28 protein-coding genes and 1 pseudogene are annotated in these 15,779 nt (G+C 61.5%); 14 read left to right on the forward strand and 15 right to left on the reverse strand.

Features of this window, described 5'->3' with window-relative positions:
* Positions 1 to 65: 65 nt before the first annotated feature.
* Together LB553_RS20370 and LB553_RS20375 are read right to left on the reverse strand one after the other, a co-directional pair.
* The gene (locus tag LB553_RS20370; protein WP_224516103.1) at positions 66 to 1,376 is read right to left on the reverse strand and encodes an NRAMP family divalent metal transporter; all 1,311 of its coding nucleotides are present in this window, start codon (positions 1,374 to 1,376) and stop codon (positions 66 to 68) included.
* Between the two features lie 731 nt (positions 1,377 to 2,107).
* Positions 2,108 to 2,305, reverse strand: a complete 198-nt coding sequence (locus tag LB553_RS20375; RefSeq protein WP_224516104.1) for a hypothetical protein — start codon at positions 2,303 to 2,305, stop codon at positions 2,108 to 2,110.
* A gap of 206 nt (positions 2,306 to 2,511) precedes the next feature.
* Between LB553_RS20375 and LB553_RS20380 the strand changes: the two genes are divergently transcribed.
* Positions 2,512 to 2,718 (forward strand): trimethylamine methyltransferase family protein, encoded by a 207-nt coding sequence (locus tag LB553_RS20380; protein WP_224516105.1) that lies wholly within the window; start codon positions 2,512 to 2,514, stop codon positions 2,716 to 2,718.
* A 61-nt stretch (positions 2,719 to 2,779) separates the two neighbouring features.
* Here the strand turns inward: LB553_RS20380 and LB553_RS20385 are convergent, their stop codons facing one another.
* Entirely contained in the window at positions 2,780 to 2,983 is a 204-nt protein-coding gene (locus LB553_RS20385; RefSeq protein ID WP_224516106.1) for a CsbD family protein, read from the reverse strand.
* Positions 2,984 to 3,293: 310 nt separating this feature from the next.
* Here LB553_RS20385 and LB553_RS20390 point away from each other — a divergent pair, with 310 nt between their 5' ends.
* The 3 genes from LB553_RS20390 to LB553_RS20400 all read left to right on the forward strand — a co-directional run bounded on the left by LB553_RS20390 (position 3,294) and on the right by LB553_RS20400 (position 4,482).
* The gene (locus LB553_RS20390) at positions 3,294 to 3,707 is read left to right on the forward strand and encodes an HD domain-containing protein (RefSeq protein WP_224516107.1); all 414 of its coding nucleotides are present in this window, start codon (positions 3,294 to 3,296) and stop codon (positions 3,705 to 3,707) included.
* Positions 3,708 to 3,945: 238 nt separating this feature from the next.
* The gene (locus tag LB553_RS20395) at positions 3,946 to 4,155 is read left to right on the forward strand and encodes a cold-shock protein (protein ID WP_140752028.1); all 210 of its coding nucleotides are present in this window, start codon (positions 3,946 to 3,948) and stop codon (positions 4,153 to 4,155) included.
* A gap of 105 nt (positions 4,156 to 4,260) precedes the next feature.
* Complete coding sequence (locus tag LB553_RS20400; protein WP_224516108.1) at positions 4,261 to 4,482, forward strand: hypothetical protein; 222 nt, start codon at positions 4,261 to 4,263, stop codon at positions 4,480 to 4,482.
* A gap of 34 nt (positions 4,483 to 4,516) precedes the next feature.
* Here LB553_RS20400 and LB553_RS20405 read toward each other — a convergent pair whose 3' ends face one another.
* Complete coding sequence (locus tag LB553_RS20405) at positions 4,517 to 4,855, reverse strand: hypothetical protein (RefSeq protein WP_224516109.1); 339 nt, start codon at positions 4,853 to 4,855, stop codon at positions 4,517 to 4,519.
* A gap of 265 nt (positions 4,856 to 5,120) precedes the next feature.
* Between LB553_RS20405 and LB553_RS20410 the strand changes: the two genes are divergently transcribed.
* From LB553_RS20410 to LB553_RS20420, 3 genes are all read left to right on the forward strand, one after another.
* Positions 5,121 to 5,363 (forward strand): hypothetical protein, encoded by a 243-nt coding sequence (locus LB553_RS20410; protein WP_224516110.1) that lies wholly within the window; start codon positions 5,121 to 5,123, stop codon positions 5,361 to 5,363.
* 51 nt (positions 5,364 to 5,414) lie between these two features.
* Positions 5,415 to 6,488 carry a sensor histidine kinase gene (locus LB553_RS20415; protein WP_224516111.1) on the forward strand — a complete coding sequence of 358 codons (1,074 nt, stop codon included), beginning with the start codon at positions 5,415 to 5,417 and terminating at the stop codon, positions 6,486 to 6,488.
* A 120-nt stretch (positions 6,489 to 6,608) separates the two neighbouring features.
* Positions 6,609 to 6,962: an SPW repeat protein gene (locus LB553_RS20420; RefSeq protein WP_224516112.1), complete on the forward strand. Its 354-nt coding sequence runs from the start codon at positions 6,609 to 6,611 to the stop codon at positions 6,960 to 6,962.
* A gap of 196 nt (positions 6,963 to 7,158) precedes the next feature.
* Here the strand turns inward: LB553_RS20420 and LB553_RS20425 are convergent, their stop codons facing one another.
* Positions 7,159 to 7,332, reverse strand: a complete 174-nt coding sequence (locus LB553_RS20425) for a hypothetical protein (RefSeq protein WP_224516113.1) — start codon at positions 7,330 to 7,332, stop codon at positions 7,159 to 7,161.
* A gap of 58 nt (positions 7,333 to 7,390) precedes the next feature.
* A complete protein-coding gene (locus tag LB553_RS20430; protein ID WP_224516114.1) occupies positions 7,391 to 7,864 on the reverse strand; it encodes an Lrp/AsnC family transcriptional regulator in 474 nt (157 codons plus the stop codon).
* 137 nt (positions 7,865 to 8,001) lie between these two features.
* On the opposite strand from LB553_RS20430, the gene LB553_RS20435 reads away from it, so the two are divergent.
* Together LB553_RS20435 and LB553_RS20440 are read left to right on the forward strand one after the other, a co-directional pair.
* Entirely contained in the window at positions 8,002 to 8,757 is a 756-nt protein-coding gene (locus tag LB553_RS20435; protein WP_224516115.1) for a tryptophan 2,3-dioxygenase family protein, read from the forward strand.
* A 130-nt stretch (positions 8,758 to 8,887) separates the two neighbouring features.
* On the forward strand, positions 8,888 to 9,310 hold the full coding sequence (locus tag LB553_RS20440) for a DoxX family protein (protein ID WP_224516116.1): 423 nt from the start codon (positions 8,888 to 8,890) through the stop codon (positions 9,308 to 9,310).
* A gap of 80 nt (positions 9,311 to 9,390) precedes the next feature.
* Here LB553_RS20440 and LB553_RS20445 read toward each other — a convergent pair whose 3' ends face one another.
* The 4 genes from LB553_RS20445 to LB553_RS20460 all read right to left on the reverse strand — a co-directional run bounded on the left by LB553_RS20445 (position 9,391) and on the right by LB553_RS20460 (position 11,297).
* Positions 9,391 to 9,696, reverse strand: coding sequence for a hypothetical protein (locus LB553_RS20445; protein ID WP_224516117.1), 306 nt, complete (start codon positions 9,694 to 9,696; stop codon positions 9,391 to 9,393).
* A gap of 74 nt (positions 9,697 to 9,770) precedes the next feature.
* On the reverse strand, positions 9,771 to 10,040 hold the full coding sequence (locus LB553_RS20450; protein ID WP_224516118.1) for a hypothetical protein: 270 nt from the start codon (positions 10,038 to 10,040) through the stop codon (positions 9,771 to 9,773).
* A gap of 234 nt (positions 10,041 to 10,274) precedes the next feature.
* Positions 10,275 to 10,832 (reverse strand): hypothetical protein, encoded by a 558-nt coding sequence (locus LB553_RS20455; RefSeq protein WP_224516119.1) that lies wholly within the window; start codon positions 10,830 to 10,832, stop codon positions 10,275 to 10,277.
* Positions 10,833 to 10,985: 153 nt separating this feature from the next.
* Positions 10,986 to 11,297, reverse strand: a complete 312-nt coding sequence (locus tag LB553_RS20460) for a hypothetical protein (protein WP_224516120.1) — start codon at positions 11,295 to 11,297, stop codon at positions 10,986 to 10,988.
* Positions 11,298 to 11,685: 388 nt separating this feature from the next.
* On the opposite strand from LB553_RS20460, the gene LB553_RS20465 reads away from it, so the two are divergent.
* From LB553_RS20465 to msrA, 3 genes are all read left to right on the forward strand, one after another.
* Positions 11,686 to 12,054 carry a hypothetical protein gene (locus LB553_RS20465; RefSeq protein ID WP_224516121.1) on the forward strand — a complete coding sequence of 123 codons (369 nt, stop codon included), beginning with the start codon at positions 11,686 to 11,688 and terminating at the stop codon, positions 12,052 to 12,054.
* A gap of 13 nt (positions 12,055 to 12,067) precedes the next feature.
* Positions 12,068 to 12,403 (forward strand): hypothetical protein, encoded by a 336-nt coding sequence (locus LB553_RS20470; protein ID WP_224516122.1) that lies wholly within the window; start codon positions 12,068 to 12,070, stop codon positions 12,401 to 12,403.
* A 161-nt stretch (positions 12,404 to 12,564) separates the two neighbouring features.
* On the forward strand, positions 12,565 to 13,086 hold the full coding sequence (gene msrA, locus LB553_RS20475; RefSeq protein WP_224516123.1) for a peptide-methionine (S)-S-oxide reductase MsrA: 522 nt from the start codon (positions 12,565 to 12,567) through the stop codon (positions 13,084 to 13,086).
* A 103-nt stretch (positions 13,087 to 13,189) separates the two neighbouring features.
* Here msrA and LB553_RS20480 read toward each other — a convergent pair whose 3' ends face one another.
* The gene (locus tag LB553_RS20480; protein WP_224516124.1) at positions 13,190 to 13,384 is read right to left on the reverse strand and encodes a hypothetical protein; all 195 of its coding nucleotides are present in this window, start codon (positions 13,382 to 13,384) and stop codon (positions 13,190 to 13,192) included.
* Positions 13,385 to 13,594: 210 nt separating this feature from the next.
* Between LB553_RS20480 and LB553_RS20485 the strand changes: the two genes are divergently transcribed.
* The gene (locus tag LB553_RS20485; RefSeq protein WP_224516125.1) at positions 13,595 to 13,813 is read left to right on the forward strand and encodes a hypothetical protein; all 219 of its coding nucleotides are present in this window, start codon (positions 13,595 to 13,597) and stop codon (positions 13,811 to 13,813) included.
* A gap of 130 nt (positions 13,814 to 13,943) precedes the next feature.
* On the opposite strand, the gene LB553_RS20490 is transcribed toward LB553_RS20485, so the two are convergent.
* A complete protein-coding gene (locus LB553_RS20490) occupies positions 13,944 to 14,105 on the reverse strand; it encodes a hypothetical protein (protein WP_224516126.1) in 162 nt (53 codons plus the stop codon).
* A 157-nt stretch (positions 14,106 to 14,262) separates the two neighbouring features.
* Here LB553_RS20490 and LB553_RS20495 point away from each other — a divergent pair, with 157 nt between their 5' ends.
* The gene (locus LB553_RS20495; RefSeq protein ID WP_224516127.1) at positions 14,263 to 14,451 is read left to right on the forward strand and encodes a hypothetical protein; all 189 of its coding nucleotides are present in this window, start codon (positions 14,263 to 14,265) and stop codon (positions 14,449 to 14,451) included.
* Between the two features lie 242 nt (positions 14,452 to 14,693).
* On the opposite strand, the gene LB553_RS20500 is transcribed toward LB553_RS20495, so the two are convergent.
* The 3 genes and pseudogenes from LB553_RS20500 to LB553_RS20510 form a co-directional block, all read right to left on the reverse strand.
* The gene (locus tag LB553_RS20500) at positions 14,694 to 15,134 is read right to left on the reverse strand and encodes a GFA family protein (RefSeq protein ID WP_224516128.1); all 441 of its coding nucleotides are present in this window, start codon (positions 15,132 to 15,134) and stop codon (positions 14,694 to 14,696) included.
* Positions 15,135 to 15,251: 117 nt separating this feature from the next.
* Positions 15,252 to 15,491 (reverse strand): hypothetical protein, encoded by a 240-nt coding sequence (locus LB553_RS20505; RefSeq protein ID WP_318011515.1) that lies wholly within the window; start codon positions 15,489 to 15,491, stop codon positions 15,252 to 15,254.
* A gap of 111 nt (positions 15,492 to 15,602) precedes the next feature.
* Positions 15,603 to 15,765 (reverse strand): annotated as a pseudogene (locus tag LB553_RS20510) (Thivi_2564 family membrane protein).
* Positions 15,766 to 15,779: the final 14 nt, after the last annotated feature.

Here is a 15,779-nt window from a genome sequence, read left to right on the forward strand (position 1 = left end):
CGTTCGCGCAGTGCCCCCTCCAGGGGACTGGTGGGCTGCGGCTCAGGCGTCCTTCGTCGCGGCACTCATAAGAACCATTGAGCGATCAGGCCGACCGACGACATGCCCATTGCCAATGTCGATAGCCAGCCCAGCGCGCGCAGCCAGCCTTGGACCGGGAATTCTCCCATGATGTCCGTACGAGCAGCCATCAGCATCATCACGACCATGACCGGCACGGCGCACATGCCGTTTATCACGGCGCTCCAGTAAAGCGCCTTGATCGGGTCGATTGGGGTAAACATGATCCCGGTGCCAAGAGCGGTCGCCGCGGCGAGCGTAGCGTAGAAGGCCACTGCTGCCTTCGGCTTGCGCTGAAGGCCGACCGGCCAGCGCAGCGCTTCGCCAACGGCGAAGGCCGCTGAACCTGCCAGCACCGGCACCGCCAGAAGGCCCGTGCCTATGATGCCCGCCGAGAAGATGATGAAGGCGAATTTTCCGGCCGCCGGCTCCAGCGCCTTTGCCGCATCGGTGGAGGAAGCAATATCCGTCACCCCTGCCTTGTGGAGCGTGGCGGCCGTGGTGAAGATGATCGCAGCGCCGATGAGGTTCGAAAAGGCCATTCCGACCAGTGTGTCGGCGCGTATCCGACCGAACGCCCTGGATGCCTGCCACGGCGCCCGCCGCAGGGGTTTGGCTGTCGGCTTGAGTTCCTCCTCTTCGACCTCCTGCGACGCTTGCCAGAAAAACAGGTAGGGCGAGATCGTTGTGCCGAGTATGGCGAGCAGAGTGGTGAAGAAGGTGCCGCTCCATTCGATGTGCGGGATGAACAGGCCCCTGGCAGCATCGATCCAGCTGACATTGGCCGCGAACATCGCGACGACATAGGCGAACAAGCTCAGTGTCGTCCATTTGAGGACCTTCACGTAGCGTGTGTAATCGAGGAAGACGATTGCCCAGACACAAACGATTGCGAAAGCGACCACGTAGAGCGGGCTGGGCCCGCCCACCAGCAGTTTCAATGCATCCGCCATGGCGCTGAGATCGGCGCCGATGTTGATGACGTTGGCGGCAAAAAGCAGCCCCACCACGACATATAGCAGCGAAGCCGGATAGTACCGGCTGAGGTTGCCTGAAATTCCCTTGCCCGTGGTGCGCCCGATGCGGGCGGCGATCTCCTGGATCGCCGCCATCAAGGGGAAGGTGAACAGCATCACCCAGCCGATGTTGAACCCAAGCTGGGCGCCAGCCTGGCTATAGGTCCCAATGCCGGAGGGATCGTCGTCGGAGGCGCCGGTGATGAAGCCTGGCCCGATCGTGCGGAGAAACCGCTGGAAAGGACCCCTCGCCAACGTGCTGCTTTGTTCTGTGTCGATTTGGGAACCGATTTCGGTCATGGGAAGGCCACCGGCGCGGGGTCGGCGGTCAGTGCGACGTGCGCCATGGATTTGGGACGGCTGTTCCGCATTGCATAAGCACCAGCCAACGAAGGCATAGAGTAACCGGCGGATGGACGATCGGTTCCAGTGAGCGTCACCTCACACGGCGGGCCGAGGTTCTCATCCACATCCATTAGCGGCCGTCTTCCAGCCGACGGTGCGAAAACCGCGCGGGGCAGACATCCACAGTCCGCTCAATGCGAGAATTTTCGTTTGAAGGATTTTATCCCGTCCGCCAGCGAGGCCCTGGCCTCGGCGGCATTCTGCCAGCCCTTAAGCTTGATCTTCTTGCCGGTGCCCAACGCCGACGAAAGGAAGAACTGCTCTATCTCCCGGCGAAGATCCTGCGTCGGACGCCATCGCCTCTACAGCATGGCTGCAAGGGCGGTCTCGCCATCTGGCGATGCGTTCGCTCTTCGAATTGGCTGTCGCGCGGGTGTCCCAGCCCCGCCGGAAATTCGGCAGTTTCGCTCCCGCAACGGAACATAAGCACCGGCGGCGGGTTCGGTGCGTGGCGGCATCCCTGTCGCCATCGGGGTCCCTCACTCCCGATAGAAGCCCGTCCGCTCCCCCTCCGGACGGGCTTCTCTATGGGGGCAGAATTTTCTTTAGCCGGAAGAGACCGGCATGGCAGACAACAACGCCTGATCAGCAGCTGCAAGGGCAGGAGAAAAACAGAAGAGCCTTGATCAGTGCCGGCCCTTAAGGAATCTGGCCTCGCGTACCAATGAAGTCCAATCGGTGCCGATGAGCCTGATCAGTTCGCGAGCTTCGTTCTCCGAGATGTCCGTATCCTTGGCTAGGCGACGAGCAAGCAATTCAATATCGTCCCGCGCCGCTTTGCCGTCTCCGGTTTGGGCTTCTTTGCCGTCGTTTTGGCCAGCCATATGCCACCTCCTCGATACGAACTGTCGAGGCGGCTGCTTGTTTCATACATCCCGGCAATTAACCTTTGACGGCGTCTCGCCAGCGGCTGACGCTAACGTGGCTCGCACGTCATTGAGAGATAGGTGGGGTCGAGTTCGGCGATCTGCTGCAGCTTCTGCCAGTGGAGCATCGTCACCGTGTGGTTCGCCGGTGCCGAAGGGGCAGGGTGCTCTCGGCCGCGGTGGCCTCCGGAGCGAGTTTCATCCTCCACGCCTCCGGTTGGCTGGAGCAAGGCCGCACGGTGTCGTTCGCAAAATTCCGCCGCGATGCCGCCGCTCTTGGGGAACTCGGCCATGCCGGGCCGACCGAGCCGCCCGTGCCGCTCGACCGGGCGATCGAGATGGAAATCGGCGTGTGCCCTCCGCAGCCTTGACCTGCCATACGAAAAGGGCGTTGTCGCGAGACAGCGCCCTTCCTGGCTAGGCAATCGGCTGCTACCAGCCTTGGCGGCTGTACCATTCATCGACGTCGCGGCGCACGCGATCCTTCTCAAGGCCGTAGCGTTCCTGGATCTTGCCTTCGAGCTGGTCGCGTTTTCCCGCGATGCGGTCGAGGTCATCGTCGGTGAGCTTGCCCCACTGCTCCTTGACCTTGCCCTTCACCTGCTTCCAATTGCCTTCGACGCGGTTCCAATCCATTGCCGGGACCTCCTGTTGCACACGCAGGCTAACGGCGGCGCGGTCGCGAGGTTCCTGTCGCAAGGCTTTCTGGTATCCGCCATTCGGCTTGAGGGCGTCCGCGTCATAGGGAAACGCGCCAAACGTCCCATCTCAAAATTCGCAGGATGCGGCGGGAACATTCGCCCGGCGTCGATGTTCTTGAATGCAGGCGGCGCGCAGCCCCGCTCCCCCCCGCGAAAGGCGCGCCACCGACCGGGTTCAGACCCGAGCAGCCCGCTTCGGCCGTCCCTCGCCGGGGCGGGCTTCATTTTTGATGATTGGAAGGACCATGCTTCACCGGGCAGCCAAGATCGCCGAGCAGGCCCATGGTGGCCAGAAAGACAAAACCGGACGACCCTATATCGAACATCTGAGGCGCGTCGCAGATGCGGTCGAGACGCTGGATGAAAAGACCGTCGCCTATTTGCATGACGTCGTAGAGAAAGGCGAGGGCTGGACCCTTGAGCGGCTTGAGCAGGCTGGCTTCAGTTCATCCGTTGTCGCGGCCGTCGATGCGCTGACGAAACGGATGGATGAAAGCGAGCAGGGGTTCATCTGCCGCGCCGCCTCGAACGCGCTCGCCAGGTCGGTCAAGGAAGCTGATCTGAAAGATAATCTGTGGCAGGCACATCAGGCAGGGCTTTCTCCAGCCAGATATGAAACCGGCCTTGTGGTGCTCCACGGATTGAACGCCAGCGCTTAGGCGCGCTGGCGAGAGGCCGAATCCGCCTTCCATCCGGTCCGGACATGGCCCGACTATTATTTCGGCCTCTCTTGCAAAAGTGAGAATTAAGCGCTACATACCGCCAATCGATCTTGTTGAACGAACGTTGTTTTCGCGCTTCAGCGCCCAACGATATTCCCTCTCAATTTCGAAGAACCCGGCGTTTGGTCAGGTGACCAAGCGGCGATAATTTACGTCGATTTGAAAGGAAATCGCAATGAGCTCTGGAACCGTAAAGTTTTTCAATTCCACCAAAGGCTTCGGCTTTATCGAAGTCGGCAATGGCCAGCCGGATGTGTTCGTTCATATCTCGGCCGTTGAGCGCGCCGGACTGCGCTCGCTGGTCGAAGGCCAGAAGGTCAGCTTCGACATCGTGAAGGATGCCCGCAACGGCAAAAGTTCTGCCGAAAACCTGCAAGCCGCCTGATCACAGCGCCTCCGGGTCCATGACCACGGATGTACTGGCATCGGCCTCGGAGGTGCGTTGGAGAAGGTCGGGCTTTGCCCGGCCTTTTTTGATTAAGGAGAAGAAATGAAGTCCCTATCGGATACCAGTCTGTTCAAGCCGGTTCCGTCTCGAACGGAAGCCAAAACCGACACGACGTCTCGTGTCGCGCGGCAGATCGTGGATCTGGAAGCAACTGCCAGGGAGGCCAAGACGAAGCGATTGCGCGCCGCCAGGCTGGCACAGGAAGCGGACGCTCCCGCGCCCCCGCCGAAGAAATCCGTTTCGAAGCGTAACAAGAAGGCGTGAGCACGAGTCCGGCGCCTGCCTGGACGGTTCAGCGCTAATCCCGCCTCAACTGCAGCAGATCGCTGGTGATATCGCCGCCGCACGTGCGGCCATCCAACATCTTCTCGAGATCGTTGCGGTTGTCTTGGCCGAAGTCGCTGGGCAGATCAATCGCCGTCCGGGCATCGTCGTCGAACTCGATCGGCGCACCGTAGAGCTGGGCGACCTGCATCACCAGATCTTCGATGTCTTCACGGGCGATGTTCTCGGTCAGATTGCTCAGCCTGATCTCTTCCGAAAGCCGAATGATGTTGACGATACCCTTGATCCGCAAGGCCCACTGGACCCTGTGGTGAGCGTCGTCGCGCAACCGGATGGAAAATCGGTGGAACATGGAATGCCTCCTTTCCCTGGAGGTTATCCCTCAATCGCCATCATGCGCCGGACCATCCCGGATGGCAAGCAAAAAAGCTAAACAATAGACAAATCAATTGGTTAGCATAGACCAACAAATGTGGTTTCGGTGCATCATTGGTTTCGTTAGTCTGTCCCGCCTTTTACAGCGCAAGCGTCCTTGACGCCCTATGGGGCGAATCCTACTTCTACTTACAATGAGGCACTTACTCATTCGTAGCATTTTGTCTGTGAAGGAGGCAGGCATGGCTGATCTCGAACGGCCGCAACGGTTGCAGATCATGCTGACCGACGAGGAACTGGCGGCGCTGGAGAACTGGCGTTTCGAAAAGCGCATGCCGAGCCGATCGGCCGCGGTGCGCGAACTGTTGCGCCGTGGGCTTTCGTCGGATGGGTTTCTGACCGCCGACGCAGGCGCGAAGTCGCAGGATTTTGGCGTGATATCAACAGAGAGGGCGGGTAATGGCCCCAGCGACTCCAACCGGTAAGCAGATGCGATCCCCCGACGCGTTGCCGTGCCTCTCCGTCGGCCCTAATTAATGAACATGACAAGCTATGGGGGGATATTCCGACACAACGCCAATGCCGACGCGCGCCTCGCGGCGATCGTCGATTCGTCCTATGACGCCATTATCGGCAAGAACCTAAACAGCATCATCACCGACTGGAACCAGGCGGCCGAGCGCATGTTCGGCTATACCGCCGAGGAAGCCGTGGGCCAGTCTATCCTGATGCTGCTCCCCGAGCATATGCACAATGAGGAGGCCGAGATCATCGGCCGCATCCGCCGGGGCGAGGGCGTGGGGAGCCATGAGACGACACGCAAGCGCAAGGATGGCTCACTGATCGCCGTGTCGATCACCGTGTCGCCGATCAGGAACAGCGCGGGCGAGATCATCGGCGCCTCGCAGATCGCCCGCGACATCACGCCCGCCAAGGAAAGCGAGCGCCGTATCCGGCTTTTGATGCGCGAGGTCAATCACCGCGTGAAGAACCAGTTCGCGGTGATCCTGTCGATGGTCAGGGAAACCAGCAAGCGCTCGACCGATCCAGGCGAGTTCGAGGAATTGATCCGCGCCCGCATCATGGCGCTGTCGCGCTCGCATGACCTTCTGGTCACCACGGAATGGGCCGGCGCCAGCCTGTTCGACCTTGTCCAGGAGCATTTAAAGCCCTTCGGCCATGAAGACCGCATCTCGCTTTCCGGGCCGCTTCTGACGCTGCAGTCGAATGCCGTTCAGAATCTCGGCATGGCCTTCCACGAGCTCGGCACCAACTCGTCCAAATATGGCGCTTTGGCCTCGGGGGGCGGTCGTATCGAAATCACCTGGAAGGTCGAGACCGGCCCGGAGGCGCAGCGCCGCTTTCATCTTGTCTGGCATGAGACATCCGGCACGGGCGCAACCGCGCGCAAGGCGCCAGAGCGCAAGGGCTTAGGCGAGCGCAAGGGGTTCGGTACCGTGGTGCTGCAGCGGGTGGCGCCACAGTCGCTGAGCGGTTCCTCCAGCCTGGAGCGCTCGCCCGACGGCCTTAAATGGACGCTTGACGCACCGCTCGAGGCAATCGTAGTGCCGCAGCTCGGCGTCGAAGACGAAAGCGATTTCAAGGGCTGAGGCGCCGGCCGGCCGGCCCTCCCTTGCAGGTCTGTAAAGATGCATTACATTATGTAACAGAGCGTGCAATGTCCACGCGGATACAGTTGCTTTGGTCAAGCTTCATCCATGGAGGTTGTCATGGCAATGATGGAAGCAAGAAAGACCCTGGACTGGATCACTCTGGTCCTCGCGATCTGCCTGTTCATCTCACCCTGGGTCATCGGATTCACCGCGGCGGTGGTGCCCGCGTGGAACGCCTGGATTGTCGGCGTTCTCCTCGGCGCGCTGGCGCTGGCGACGCTTTCGGTGTTCGCCGAGTGGGAAGAATGGCTAAGTGCGATCCTCGGGCTCTGGCTGATCGTGTCACCTTGGTTGCTGCGCTTCGCGGCTGACACGCATGTCATGGCCACGCATGTCGTCCTCGGCGTGCTCGTGGTCGCGGCATCGGCCTGGGCCGTCTGGGACTTCCGTCATCCCCACGCGCATGCGTGAGCGGTGACTGAACGGGAGCCGCCGCGCGAGCGGCGGCTCCTTGGATTTTGATCTCTTGGGCATGGGGCAAGGCGGCTGTTCCGGCGGCTTCACGCAATTGCTGCAACCGGAAACTTTTTCGTGCATTCTTGGGAATGGCCTCGATGCTCCACCCCGACACCCCCGCCAAATGCTGCTCCTATTGCGGCGGCCGCGATCATGATTTCGAGGAGTGCCCGAAACGCAAGGCCGACGCCGAGAAGGAAAAGGTGGAGCGGGAGCCTGAGCCGGCCGTGGTCAGGTTCCCATATTCTCGTCCCGCGTCCTCCAACCAGTAGATCGCCTCGTCGCCATTAAGAAACGATGCGGCGCGGGCCTGCGCGACCGGCATCGACGGCTCGATCGCAGACAGGGTACCGTCGAGCCGACGTCTCAATTTGGCGCTCGCCTTATCCCTTCAGCGCACGTGCCGCCGCCTCGGCGAACGAGATATCGCCCTTGATCTCGCGCATCGCCATCGAAGTCACCGTGCGGCGCACGCCGGGCAGGCGGCTGAGTTCCTCGCGCAGCATCCGGTCGAGCGCCATCATGTCGATGGTGACGATCTGGAGCAGATAGTCGGCTTCGCCCGTGGTGGCGTAGCAGCGGCGGATCAGCGGGTGCTTCTTCACCGCCGCTTCGAAGGCGTCCGACACTTCGAAATCGATCGACACCTGAATGAAGGCCTCGATGCCGAAGCCGATCCTGGCCGGGTCGATGCGGGTCGAATATCCGCGGATAACGCCGGCCTCTTCCAAAGCCTTCACCCGTTTCCAGCAAGGCGTCTTGCTCAAGCCGACCTCCTCGGCGAGTTCTCCGAAGGAGATGCGTGCGTCACGCTCAAGCGCGGCGACTATTCTGCGGTCAACACCGTCCAGCGCCATTCGTTCTCCAATATGACAGAAGATGTCGGCGATCGTCCTTCGTTTCACGTCATTTGAATAACAGAAAGGAACAATGTTCAAGCCGAAAGCGCTATCCTTGTCGCCAGGTCGAAAACCTGCCGCGAGGAGGATAAGACATGGACAAGACGGACTATCACGCCCGCATAGAGGCGCCCGAGATGCGCGACTACGGCGTCTATTTGAAATGCGACCAGTTGCTCGACTGTCAGAAGCCGCTCGCCGAGATGGTCAATGCCGACGAATTGCAGTTCCAGATCGTGCACCAGGTCGAGGAACTTTGGATGAAGCTCATCGCCTATACGCTGGTCGATGTGCTCGACCATCTGGAGAGGCAGGACACCCACCGCATCATCACGCTGATGGGCCGCGTGCACCGGCTGATGCGCATGATGACGGCGCAGCTCGACCTCCTGGAGACGATGTCGCCCAAAGAGTACCAGCAGATCCGCCTGCAGCTCGGCAATGGCAGCGGCCAGGAATCGCCGAGCTTCAAGCTCTTGCTGCGCCTGCCACCGGATCTTTGGCGGGCCTTCAAGCACGCCTATCTCGACGGCCGCGGGCTGACCGTGGAGGATATCTATGACGAGCACTACGACCACGGTGATTCCTATGTCGTGGCCGAGGCGCTGATTGAATTCGACGAGCTGTTCCAGAAATTCCGCGCCAATCACCTCTATCTCATCCACCGCTCGATCGGGCTGAGCGCCAAGTCGCTGAAGGGACGGCCGGTGGAAATCCTCGAAGGCGGCGCCCGCCATCGCTTCTTCCCCGAGCTCTGGGATATCCGCAGCGACATGACCGACCGCTGGGGCGCCGAATACGGCACCGTGCGGGAGTCGATCAGCCATCCGCCGCAGGCGAAGGTTGGCTGAGCTTTCTTCCTCGCCTCGAGTTGCGGGGCGAGGAAAGGGTGCCCCGCATAATTTTCCCACCCCTGTCGGAATCTTCTCCCTACGCCCGTCCTTGGGGCATCGACCACTTCAACCATCCGGAGGGACACCCGTGGAAAATACTCAATCGACCTGGCAGACCGTCGCCATTCTTATCGCCCGCCTGATCTTCGCCGCCATGTTTGCCATGGGCCTCGCCTTCAAGCTCATGGACATGGGCGCTACCGCCGGCTACATCGCCGCCGCGGGCTTTCCATTCCCGCTGTTTCTGGCCTGGTGCGCGGCGATCCTCGAGACGCTGCTGGTGATATCCTTCCTCACCGGCGCTTATCTGATGCCGTTGGCGCTGATCGGCGCCGTCTACGTCACCTTCCTGGGCTTTGCCTTCCACGGTCCCTCGCATTGGGCCGGAAACCAGGCCGAGTTCGGCGCCTTCATGTCGCATTTCCCGTTCGCCGCCGGCCTGCTCTACGCCGCCGTCCACGGCCCGGGCAACGTGCTCGCGCTGCGCCAGGGCTGGCCGGACCGGGCCTGAACCTTCCTTCTCCCCATTCACGGGGAGGAGGTGCCCCAAGGTCGGATGAGGGGCGGCGCCGACATCTCGACGCGCCCGCCTCACATCTGATCGTTATACGGCTCCTTCATCTGCCCGACCATGCGCGCCAGCTTGGAGAAGGACGGCATGTCCGCTTCCGGCTGGCACTGGTTGGCGAGCTCAAGCAGCCGGATCGGGAAATTGATGGCGTCGCGGTTCGAAGCCGAGATCGCCTCCGAACGCTCCTCGCCGGTCTCGCCTGCTTCGGCCTTGCGCAGCGCGATGTCGATTTCCTCGACCGTGAGCACGCCTTTCTTGACGAGCACATGGTTGACCGCGGCGACGGCCATCAGCAGGCCCTCGAGTTGGAGATTGGCGACGTTCATGGCGTTCTCCCATTGACCTCGCCTCAAGAACGCATGAGCGGCGTTTCCGATCCGAGCGGGGACGCCGGCGCCGGCTAAACCTCCATCCACCGCTGGCCATACTCCTTCCAGAGCTGCCTGATCTCGCGATTGCCGAGCGGCGGCGTCTGGCGGTCGCCATAGAAAACGGCGACGGCGCTGTGATCGTACTGGCCCTCGGCCTGGGCGATGAAACGGATTGCTTCGCCGAGTGGTCTCGAATGGAAGATCGGATCGGCCTGGCCCCGGCCCAGGCTGCGAACGCCCGAAATGCTTGCAGGCACATGCCGCATCCGAAAGACGGATGCCATGGCAGGTTTGTCCATGCTGCTCTCCGCGATTCCCTTAGGAATGATCCCATAAGCTCCGGCTAATGACCAGCCCGGGACAACCGGCCACAGCCGGAGGCATGGAACAGCACAACTTTGAAGTGGAAAGGCCTGCCACGAAAAAAAGAAGGCCGGGCGCGATGCCTGGCCTTTCCTTCCGCGCGGCCTCCGCAACTCAGCCTGCGTTAGCACCGTTGATCGGTTCGGCCACTGCAGCCGGACCGGAAATGTCTACCCGTGCCAGCGGCGCAGCCAGTACGGCTCGGGGTCGTCGGTTCGGCTGATCGCCATGCCGGCCAGCAGTCCGACCAGGCCGCCGATCAGCATCGCCGTCGAGAAGGTGCCGGGGTTCTGCTGCACTGTTTCCGAAATGCTCTGCGCCTGGCTGCGCAATTGCCGAGCCGCGCGGGAGGCGCGATCCGATGCGCCGCTGTAAAGGTTGGAGGCGCGGTTGGAGGCGCCGCTATAGACATTTGACGCGCGTTCGGCCGCGCTCTCATACCAGCCATTCGCGGCCTCCGCTTGCTCCTCGGCTTTGTCGGCCAGCGCGCGGTTCAATCGGCTGACCTCCCGCTTCAATTCGGCGATTTGCCGCTTCATCGTGCCTTCGGACGCCCTGGAGGAAGCCGCGCTGCTGCGCGATCCGCCCCCGCTGCGCGACGCGCCGCTGCGTGAGGCACCGCTGCTGCGCGATGCGGCGTTACGGGGACGGGCCGCGCTGGCCGGGCTGGTGCTCGGGGTGCCGGTGCCGTTTGCCGCGCCGCCGCTGGTGCTTTCGTTGTCTGCCATGGGTTTCTCCTTTGTGCCTTTGCAACGGTCGGGAAGCTGCATGGTTCCCCGCCGGGATTCCCACGCCTCAAGCGAAGGAGCCGTTCACGAGGCAATGGCCGTGGAGCTTGCTTCCACGGCCACTGGAGCAACGGAACGTAGTTGTCGAGAGTCCTACTTGCCGCAGGTCTTGTCGTTCACGTTCGGCTGCATCGTGCCCGCGGTGGAGCTGCTGGCGTCGCCCATCGAGCCCTGCGGACTGTTCGGACAGTTCTTGTCGCCGCCGCTGATGCTGCCGGTCGTGCCCGTATCCGGCGGCGCCATCTGGTCAGGCGACGGCGTGGCCGGCGTCTTCGGGTCGACGGTGATGGTCTGGCCGCTGCCGCCCGTGCTGTCATTGCCGCTGGTAGTGCCGGCGGTCTGGGCCATCGCCGCGGTGGCGAGACCGATCGTCAGGGCCGAAGCTGCAAGGATCTTCGTAAGCATGATCTTCTCCTCTGTGCGAGACGGTTCGTCTGTCGCGTTGCGACCAAGGGTGGAACCCATCGGACCAAGGTTGGTTCCGACGAAATTTCGCCACGCTTTCGGCTGGCGGCTCAATCTAGGGCCGTGGGACGCGGCGCCGTCGTTGGTGGGAGGAGGGCGCGTCTTGAGGGAGGTGTTTTCAAATGATAGGAAAATTTGCCTATTAGCTATTGCCCGGTGAGGGCAGCTATGCTACTATTTTGTCCATGGTGCTGATTTGCGCCGACGACCCGCCGGCCCGGCGGGTTTTCGTTTTCTAGCCTTTCGAAACTCTGGCAGGAAAGTGGAGCGCGCGCGAAAGCAACGCGGTGCTTCCGACAGCCGGGGTGGTTTCACCTTGAGGCCCTCCATGCCACGCTATGCCATCATGATTATCGCCGATGACGGCGCCGAGATTGTCAGCGCAATCGGCGAATTCGAGAGCGCAAGCCTGCCTTACGGCTCAGGCCGTATCGAGCAGGTCGCGCCCGGCGTGCGCATCGGCATGGTGCGTGGCGGCACGGTCGATGCCGTCGCCGGTTTCGGCTTTCCGCCCCAGGGCCTTGGCCCCTCGGCAGCCCGCGCCGCCATCGCGACATTGAAGGCTATGGGCGCGCCGGCGGCCGACGGCGAGCCCGCCAAGCTGACACGTGCCAAGCCGCGCAGGAAACCTGCGCGCAAGGTCCGCAAGGCGAAGGCGGCAAAGGTCGCGCCATCCGGCGCGGTAGCCCATGGCTGATGAAAACAAGGCCGTGCGGCGCAAGCCCGCTGGCGCGAAGCGGGCAGGGCGAAAGCCCCAGGCTCCCCGCGTCGATGCCACTTTGCCCAGCCGCCCGAAGCGCTCGCGAAAGACGCTCGTCGACGACTTCGCGACCGCCCTTCGCGCCGACTTCCGCGCCCATGGCGCCAGTGTCATCGCCGCGGTCAGGGCGGAAAAGCCCGACCAGTATCTGAAGGTCGTGCTGACGCTGCTGCCCAAGGATTTTTCGCAACGTATCGATGCCGATAATAAAACCAGTCTCGAGCAGTTATCGGACATCGTTTTCGAGGTGGTGGTGCGAAGATTCAAACAAGCACCGGATTCCTAGCCTAAGCGCGGCGGAGGCGAAGCCGCGCAGGCGTTGACCGGCAGATCGTCGACGCCGGATACGACAACACTTCGATCCCGGTGTCGGCGTTCGCCCGTTCGAGCCGCTGGAAGAATCCAGGCGCAGCGCCTATCTATGGAGCAATCCAAAGGAGGTATGACATGGCTTCTTCCACCGAGCGCGCGGTCCTTGCCGGCGGCTGCTTCTGGGGCATGCAGGATCTGATTCGACGCTTGCCCGGCGTGATCTCGACGCGAGTGGGCTACAGCGGCGGCGATGTCCCCAACGCCACCTACCGCAACCACGGCACCCACGCCGAGGCGATCGAGATCATCTTCGACCCGGCGAGGACCAATTTCCGCACGCTTCTCGAATTCTTTTTCCAGATCCACGATCCGACGACGAAGAACCGCCAGGGCAACGATATCGGCGCGAGCTATCGCTCGGCCATTTTCTACACCAGCGATGAACAGAAGCGGATCGCCGAGGACACGATAGCCGACGTCGACGCGTCCGGCCTGTGGCCAGGCAAGGTCGTCACCGAGCTCGCCCCGGTCGGGCCCTTCTGGGAAGCGGAGCCCGAGCATCAGGACTATCTCGAGCGCTATTCCAACGGCTACACCTGTCATTTCGCGCGGCCGGGCTGGAAGCTTCCGGTCCGCCAACAGGCGGTCGCGTCATAATCAGGGCTGTTTGCTATAGCCCGTACGCGCTTTGATCACCCCGCCGTGCCGCAAGGCATGGCGGGCTTTTTGCGTTCCGGCCTGCCGCCCGCAACGGGCAGGCTCAGCCCTTGGCGCGGCGGCCTTCCTGTTCGTGGCTGCCGATCCAGTGGGCGCGGATGCGGTCGCTGGCTTCGAGGTAAGCCATGTCGATCAGGTAGGTCAGAAGTTTTTCGCCATCAGCCTCAGCCTTCTGGCGAAGTTCTCGCAAAATCCCCTGCGCAAACTGCAGGTTTTCCATTTTGCTCGGCTGGTCCATGGGTGCCCCCCAAATGCATGCGCGGTAAGTTTGGCTCATTATGCTTGTATGAAGATTGTGGCCCCGCTCGCGGCGAAGCTGTACGCGGTTGCACCGATGCCCGATCAACGGACCTGTTGGACATTGGGCGGAAATGTCGATATTTTACGCGCCCAATCGGATAGCGACCATGCACGAAGACGAGGGCAGCACTCCTGAAAGTTGCAAGTCATGCCTGACGTGATTGCCAGGAGCGGGCCCTCGACCGAGAGCGGGCAGCCCGATTTTGGTCGGTTGAGGGCCGATGCCGCCAAGGCCGCCGGCGTGCTGATCGAATTTTACGGCGATGCGGCCCTGGAGCGGGCTAAGCTCATCGAACGCCGATCGCCCCAGTCGCATTTCGCGCGCATGGTCACGGCTGAAGTCGGCAGGCGCGTCAAGCGAAGCTAGCCTTGAAACAATCGGCGAAAGTGGCTTCAGGACCATCTTTGCCTCCCCAGCCTTGGGCCAAGCCGTTGCTCGACCTCTTCCTCGATATTATCCAGAAGATAGGACACCAGGTCGTGTCCGATCGATCGCGCTATGTCCATGACCTGCCGATGCTTTGCATGCATCGCTCCAGCGGCGCGCCGTGCGAGAATTCGTCGAGCGTAAAACCGGAATAGTCTGAAAGATTGGCGTCGCCATAGACACGGCCACGTCTGATGTCCCAGGTCCAGAACCCGATCGATGAATACCGCATATGCATGCTGCGGCCGTGTTCAGGCGCCGACTTCACGAAAACCGCCCCGTCCGGTTTCAAGATTCGCCAGTATTATGTAGCAAAAAAGGGAAGAAACAAAGATGGCCTTTTGTACAAGGTGGGAAGTCATAAGGCTTGCTGCGGGTGAAAATTCAGGATGTCCTATTTGATAGGGCCAGAAAAAAAGAGAGCGAGAAGGGAATTTCTTGAGCCGAAAGAATTTTCACTTGGTATTGCAACCGCTGCTTGGTACTCACGTGATAAACGCGACGGCCGGGCTGGCGAAAAAAGCCCAGAAGTTGTATTGCCGCAAGAAGGATGGTTGAAAATTTCTTCTATTTTGTAAAACGAATGAAACTTTTTGCGTGGAGTGCCTGGACCCATCCAGCCCATGGCCTAATGTTCTGCCGCACTGCGAACGCTGGCGGCAGCTGATTGGCCGTCAAACCGACCGCTGGTTGAAAAAGCAAAGCTTCGAGGAAAGTCCGAGCATATCAATCCACAGCCGAGCGCTTTTCCGGATTGCCTGGTGGCGGCCGCTAGACCGAAGTCGTTGTCGTTCCGACCAAAGTCCGCCAAGAGCCTAACCTAGGCTGACCTTTGCTGTGGATCCACGCCGGGTTCATCACTTGCAGCCGAATCATCGGCGACCCGGTCATGCTCGAACTGACGCGCCGCAGGCAGGGGTTGCAACCAGGGCTCGCGGCGTCCGATCCAAAGTTCGTAGCTGGGCACCAACCCTTCGGTTGGCGCAATGTCCAGACTGCCGATCGTGACCTCGGCCTCGTCATCGCTGACGAACGGAACGCGGCTTCCGCAGGTGGGGCAAAAGCTTCGAGTGCCATAGCTGCTGGTGATGCCGGTCGTTTCGAACGCTCGTAGCGGCCATACGGCGTAGGCATGAAAGGCCGATCCGCTTGTCTTGCGGCAGTCCTTGCAGTGACAGAGGCCGACCCGGAGCGGCTCGCCAGTGACGCGGAACTTCACGCCGCCACACAGGCAACTGCCGCTGCGCGCGATTTCGGGCATTGCCGTTCCTCCTGCGGTTATGCGCAGAGCCAAGTTTCTCTCGCGCCCGGGCCCGCTGCCGGCTGCTAAAACCCGCAAGAGCTTGTAATGGTTCCGCGCCGGAGCAAGGAGCAAGGGTCAGTCGGGAACGTTGATCGGCTCCTCGCACCGATAGGCGCGGCACTCGCCGTCCTTGGTCGGAACCGTCGTCGAGACTGGCACTTCCGGCCAGTCGCACTCGTTGCCGAACTGCCGAACGAACCGGTCATAGGTGTTCGGACCCGTGGTCAAGACCGCGGCATGATCGCTTTTGATCAGCGCCTGCGTCTGCGCGCAAGTCATCGCGCGCGTGTCTGGCCGGGCATAGGCGGCGCCCACGTTGCACAACGTTGCGCCGGCCCACAAGATTTTAGCTGCGGTAGATGCGATTGACGGGGTTCTCATGGGACACCGGCTTTTGAAGTTCCGGGTGTCGAATATGGATCGCGGCTAGAACACCGCAAGATATTTGAGCAGCGAAATGATGCCGATGATGATGACGATGATTTGCGCGATCTGGCGCGCGCGGGCGTGGCAGGCGTTGCACGAGATAGAGCACCAGGATCACCACCAGGAAGGTGATCAATATGCCGATAAGAACGGATGCGCCCATATGCCTGCTTCCTT

Source organism: Mesorhizobium sp. CA8 (genome assembly GCF_020164955.1).
Lineage (GTDB): Bacteria > Pseudomonadota > Alphaproteobacteria > Rhizobiales > Rhizobiaceae > Mesorhizobium.

What these genes read in the sequence shown, in the direction of transcription:
- LB553_RS20460 (WP_224516120.1), bottom strand. Translation starts at nt 11,297, where the DNA reads ATGCTTACGAAGATCCTTGCAGCTTCGGCCCTGACGATCGGTCTCGCC.
- LB553_RS20495 (WP_224516127.1), top strand. Translation starts at nt 14,263, where the DNA reads ATGTCCTATTTGATAGGGCCAGAAAAAAAGAGAGCGAGAAGGGAATTT.
- LB553_RS20485 (WP_224516125.1), top strand. Translation starts at nt 13,595, where the DNA reads ATGCCTGACGTGATTGCCAGGAGCGGGCCCTCGACCGAGAGCGGGCAG.
- LB553_RS20465 (WP_224516121.1), top strand. Translation starts at nt 11,686, where the DNA reads ATGCCACGCTATGCCATCATGATTATCGCCGATGACGGCGCCGAGATT.
- LB553_RS20395 (WP_140752028.1), top strand. Translation starts at nt 3,946, where the DNA reads ATGAGCTCTGGAACCGTAAAGTTTTTCAATTCCACCAAAGGCTTCGGC.
- LB553_RS20390 (WP_224516107.1), top strand. Translation starts at nt 3,294, where the DNA reads ATGCTTCACCGGGCAGCCAAGATCGCCGAGCAGGCCCATGGTGGCCAG.
- LB553_RS20410 (WP_224516110.1), top strand. Translation starts at nt 5,121, where the DNA reads ATGGCTGATCTCGAACGGCCGCAACGGTTGCAGATCATGCTGACCGAC.
- LB553_RS20500 (WP_224516128.1), bottom strand. Translation starts at nt 15,134, where the DNA reads ATGCCCGAAATCGCGCGCAGCGGCAGTTGCCTGTGTGGCGGCGTGAAG.
- LB553_RS20405 (WP_224516109.1), bottom strand. Translation starts at nt 4,855, where the DNA reads ATGTTCCACCGATTTTCCATCCGGTTGCGCGACGACGCTCACCACAGG.
- LB553_RS20370 (WP_224516103.1), bottom strand. Translation starts at nt 1,376, where the DNA reads ATGACCGAAATCGGTTCCCAAATCGACACAGAACAAAGCAGCACGTTG.
- LB553_RS20400 (WP_224516108.1), top strand. Translation starts at nt 4,261, where the DNA reads ATGAAGTCCCTATCGGATACCAGTCTGTTCAAGCCGGTTCCGTCTCGA.
- LB553_RS20445 (WP_224516117.1), bottom strand. Translation starts at nt 9,696, where the DNA reads ATGAACGTCGCCAATCTCCAACTCGAGGGCCTGCTGATGGCCGTCGCC.
- LB553_RS20425 (WP_224516113.1), bottom strand. Translation starts at nt 7,332, where the DNA reads ATGCCGGTCGCGCAGGCCCGCGCCGCATCGTTTCTTAATGGCGACGAG.
- LB553_RS20450 (WP_224516118.1), bottom strand. Translation starts at nt 10,040, where the DNA reads ATGGACAAACCTGCCATGGCATCCGTCTTTCGGATGCGGCATGTGCCT.
- LB553_RS20430 (WP_224516114.1), bottom strand. Translation starts at nt 7,864, where the DNA reads ATGGCGCTGGACGGTGTTGACCGCAGAATAGTCGCCGCGCTTGAGCGT.
- LB553_RS20455 (WP_224516119.1), bottom strand. Translation starts at nt 10,832, where the DNA reads ATGGCAGACAACGAAAGCACCAGCGGCGGCGCGGCAAACGGCACCGGC.
- LB553_RS20415 (WP_224516111.1), top strand. Translation starts at nt 5,415, where the DNA reads ATGAACATGACAAGCTATGGGGGGATATTCCGACACAACGCCAATGCC.
- LB553_RS20420 (WP_224516112.1), top strand. Translation starts at nt 6,609, where the DNA reads ATGGCAATGATGGAAGCAAGAAAGACCCTGGACTGGATCACTCTGGTC.
- LB553_RS20375 (WP_224516104.1), bottom strand. Translation starts at nt 2,305, where the DNA reads ATGGCTGGCCAAAACGACGGCAAAGAAGCCCAAACCGGAGACGGCAAA.
- LB553_RS20480 (WP_224516124.1), bottom strand. Translation starts at nt 13,384, where the DNA reads ATGGACCAGCCGAGCAAAATGGAAAACCTGCAGTTTGCGCAGGGGATT.
- LB553_RS20435 (WP_224516115.1), top strand. Translation starts at nt 8,002, where the DNA reads ATGGACAAGACGGACTATCACGCCCGCATAGAGGCGCCCGAGATGCGC.
- LB553_RS20490 (WP_224516126.1), bottom strand. Translation starts at nt 14,105, where the DNA reads ATGCGGTATTCATCGATCGGGTTCTGGACCTGGGACATCAGACGTGGC.
- msrA (WP_224516123.1), top strand. Translation starts at nt 12,565, where the DNA reads ATGGCTTCTTCCACCGAGCGCGCGGTCCTTGCCGGCGGCTGCTTCTGG.
- LB553_RS20385 (WP_224516106.1), bottom strand. Translation starts at nt 2,983, where the DNA reads ATGGATTGGAACCGCGTCGAAGGCAATTGGAAGCAGGTGAAGGGCAAG.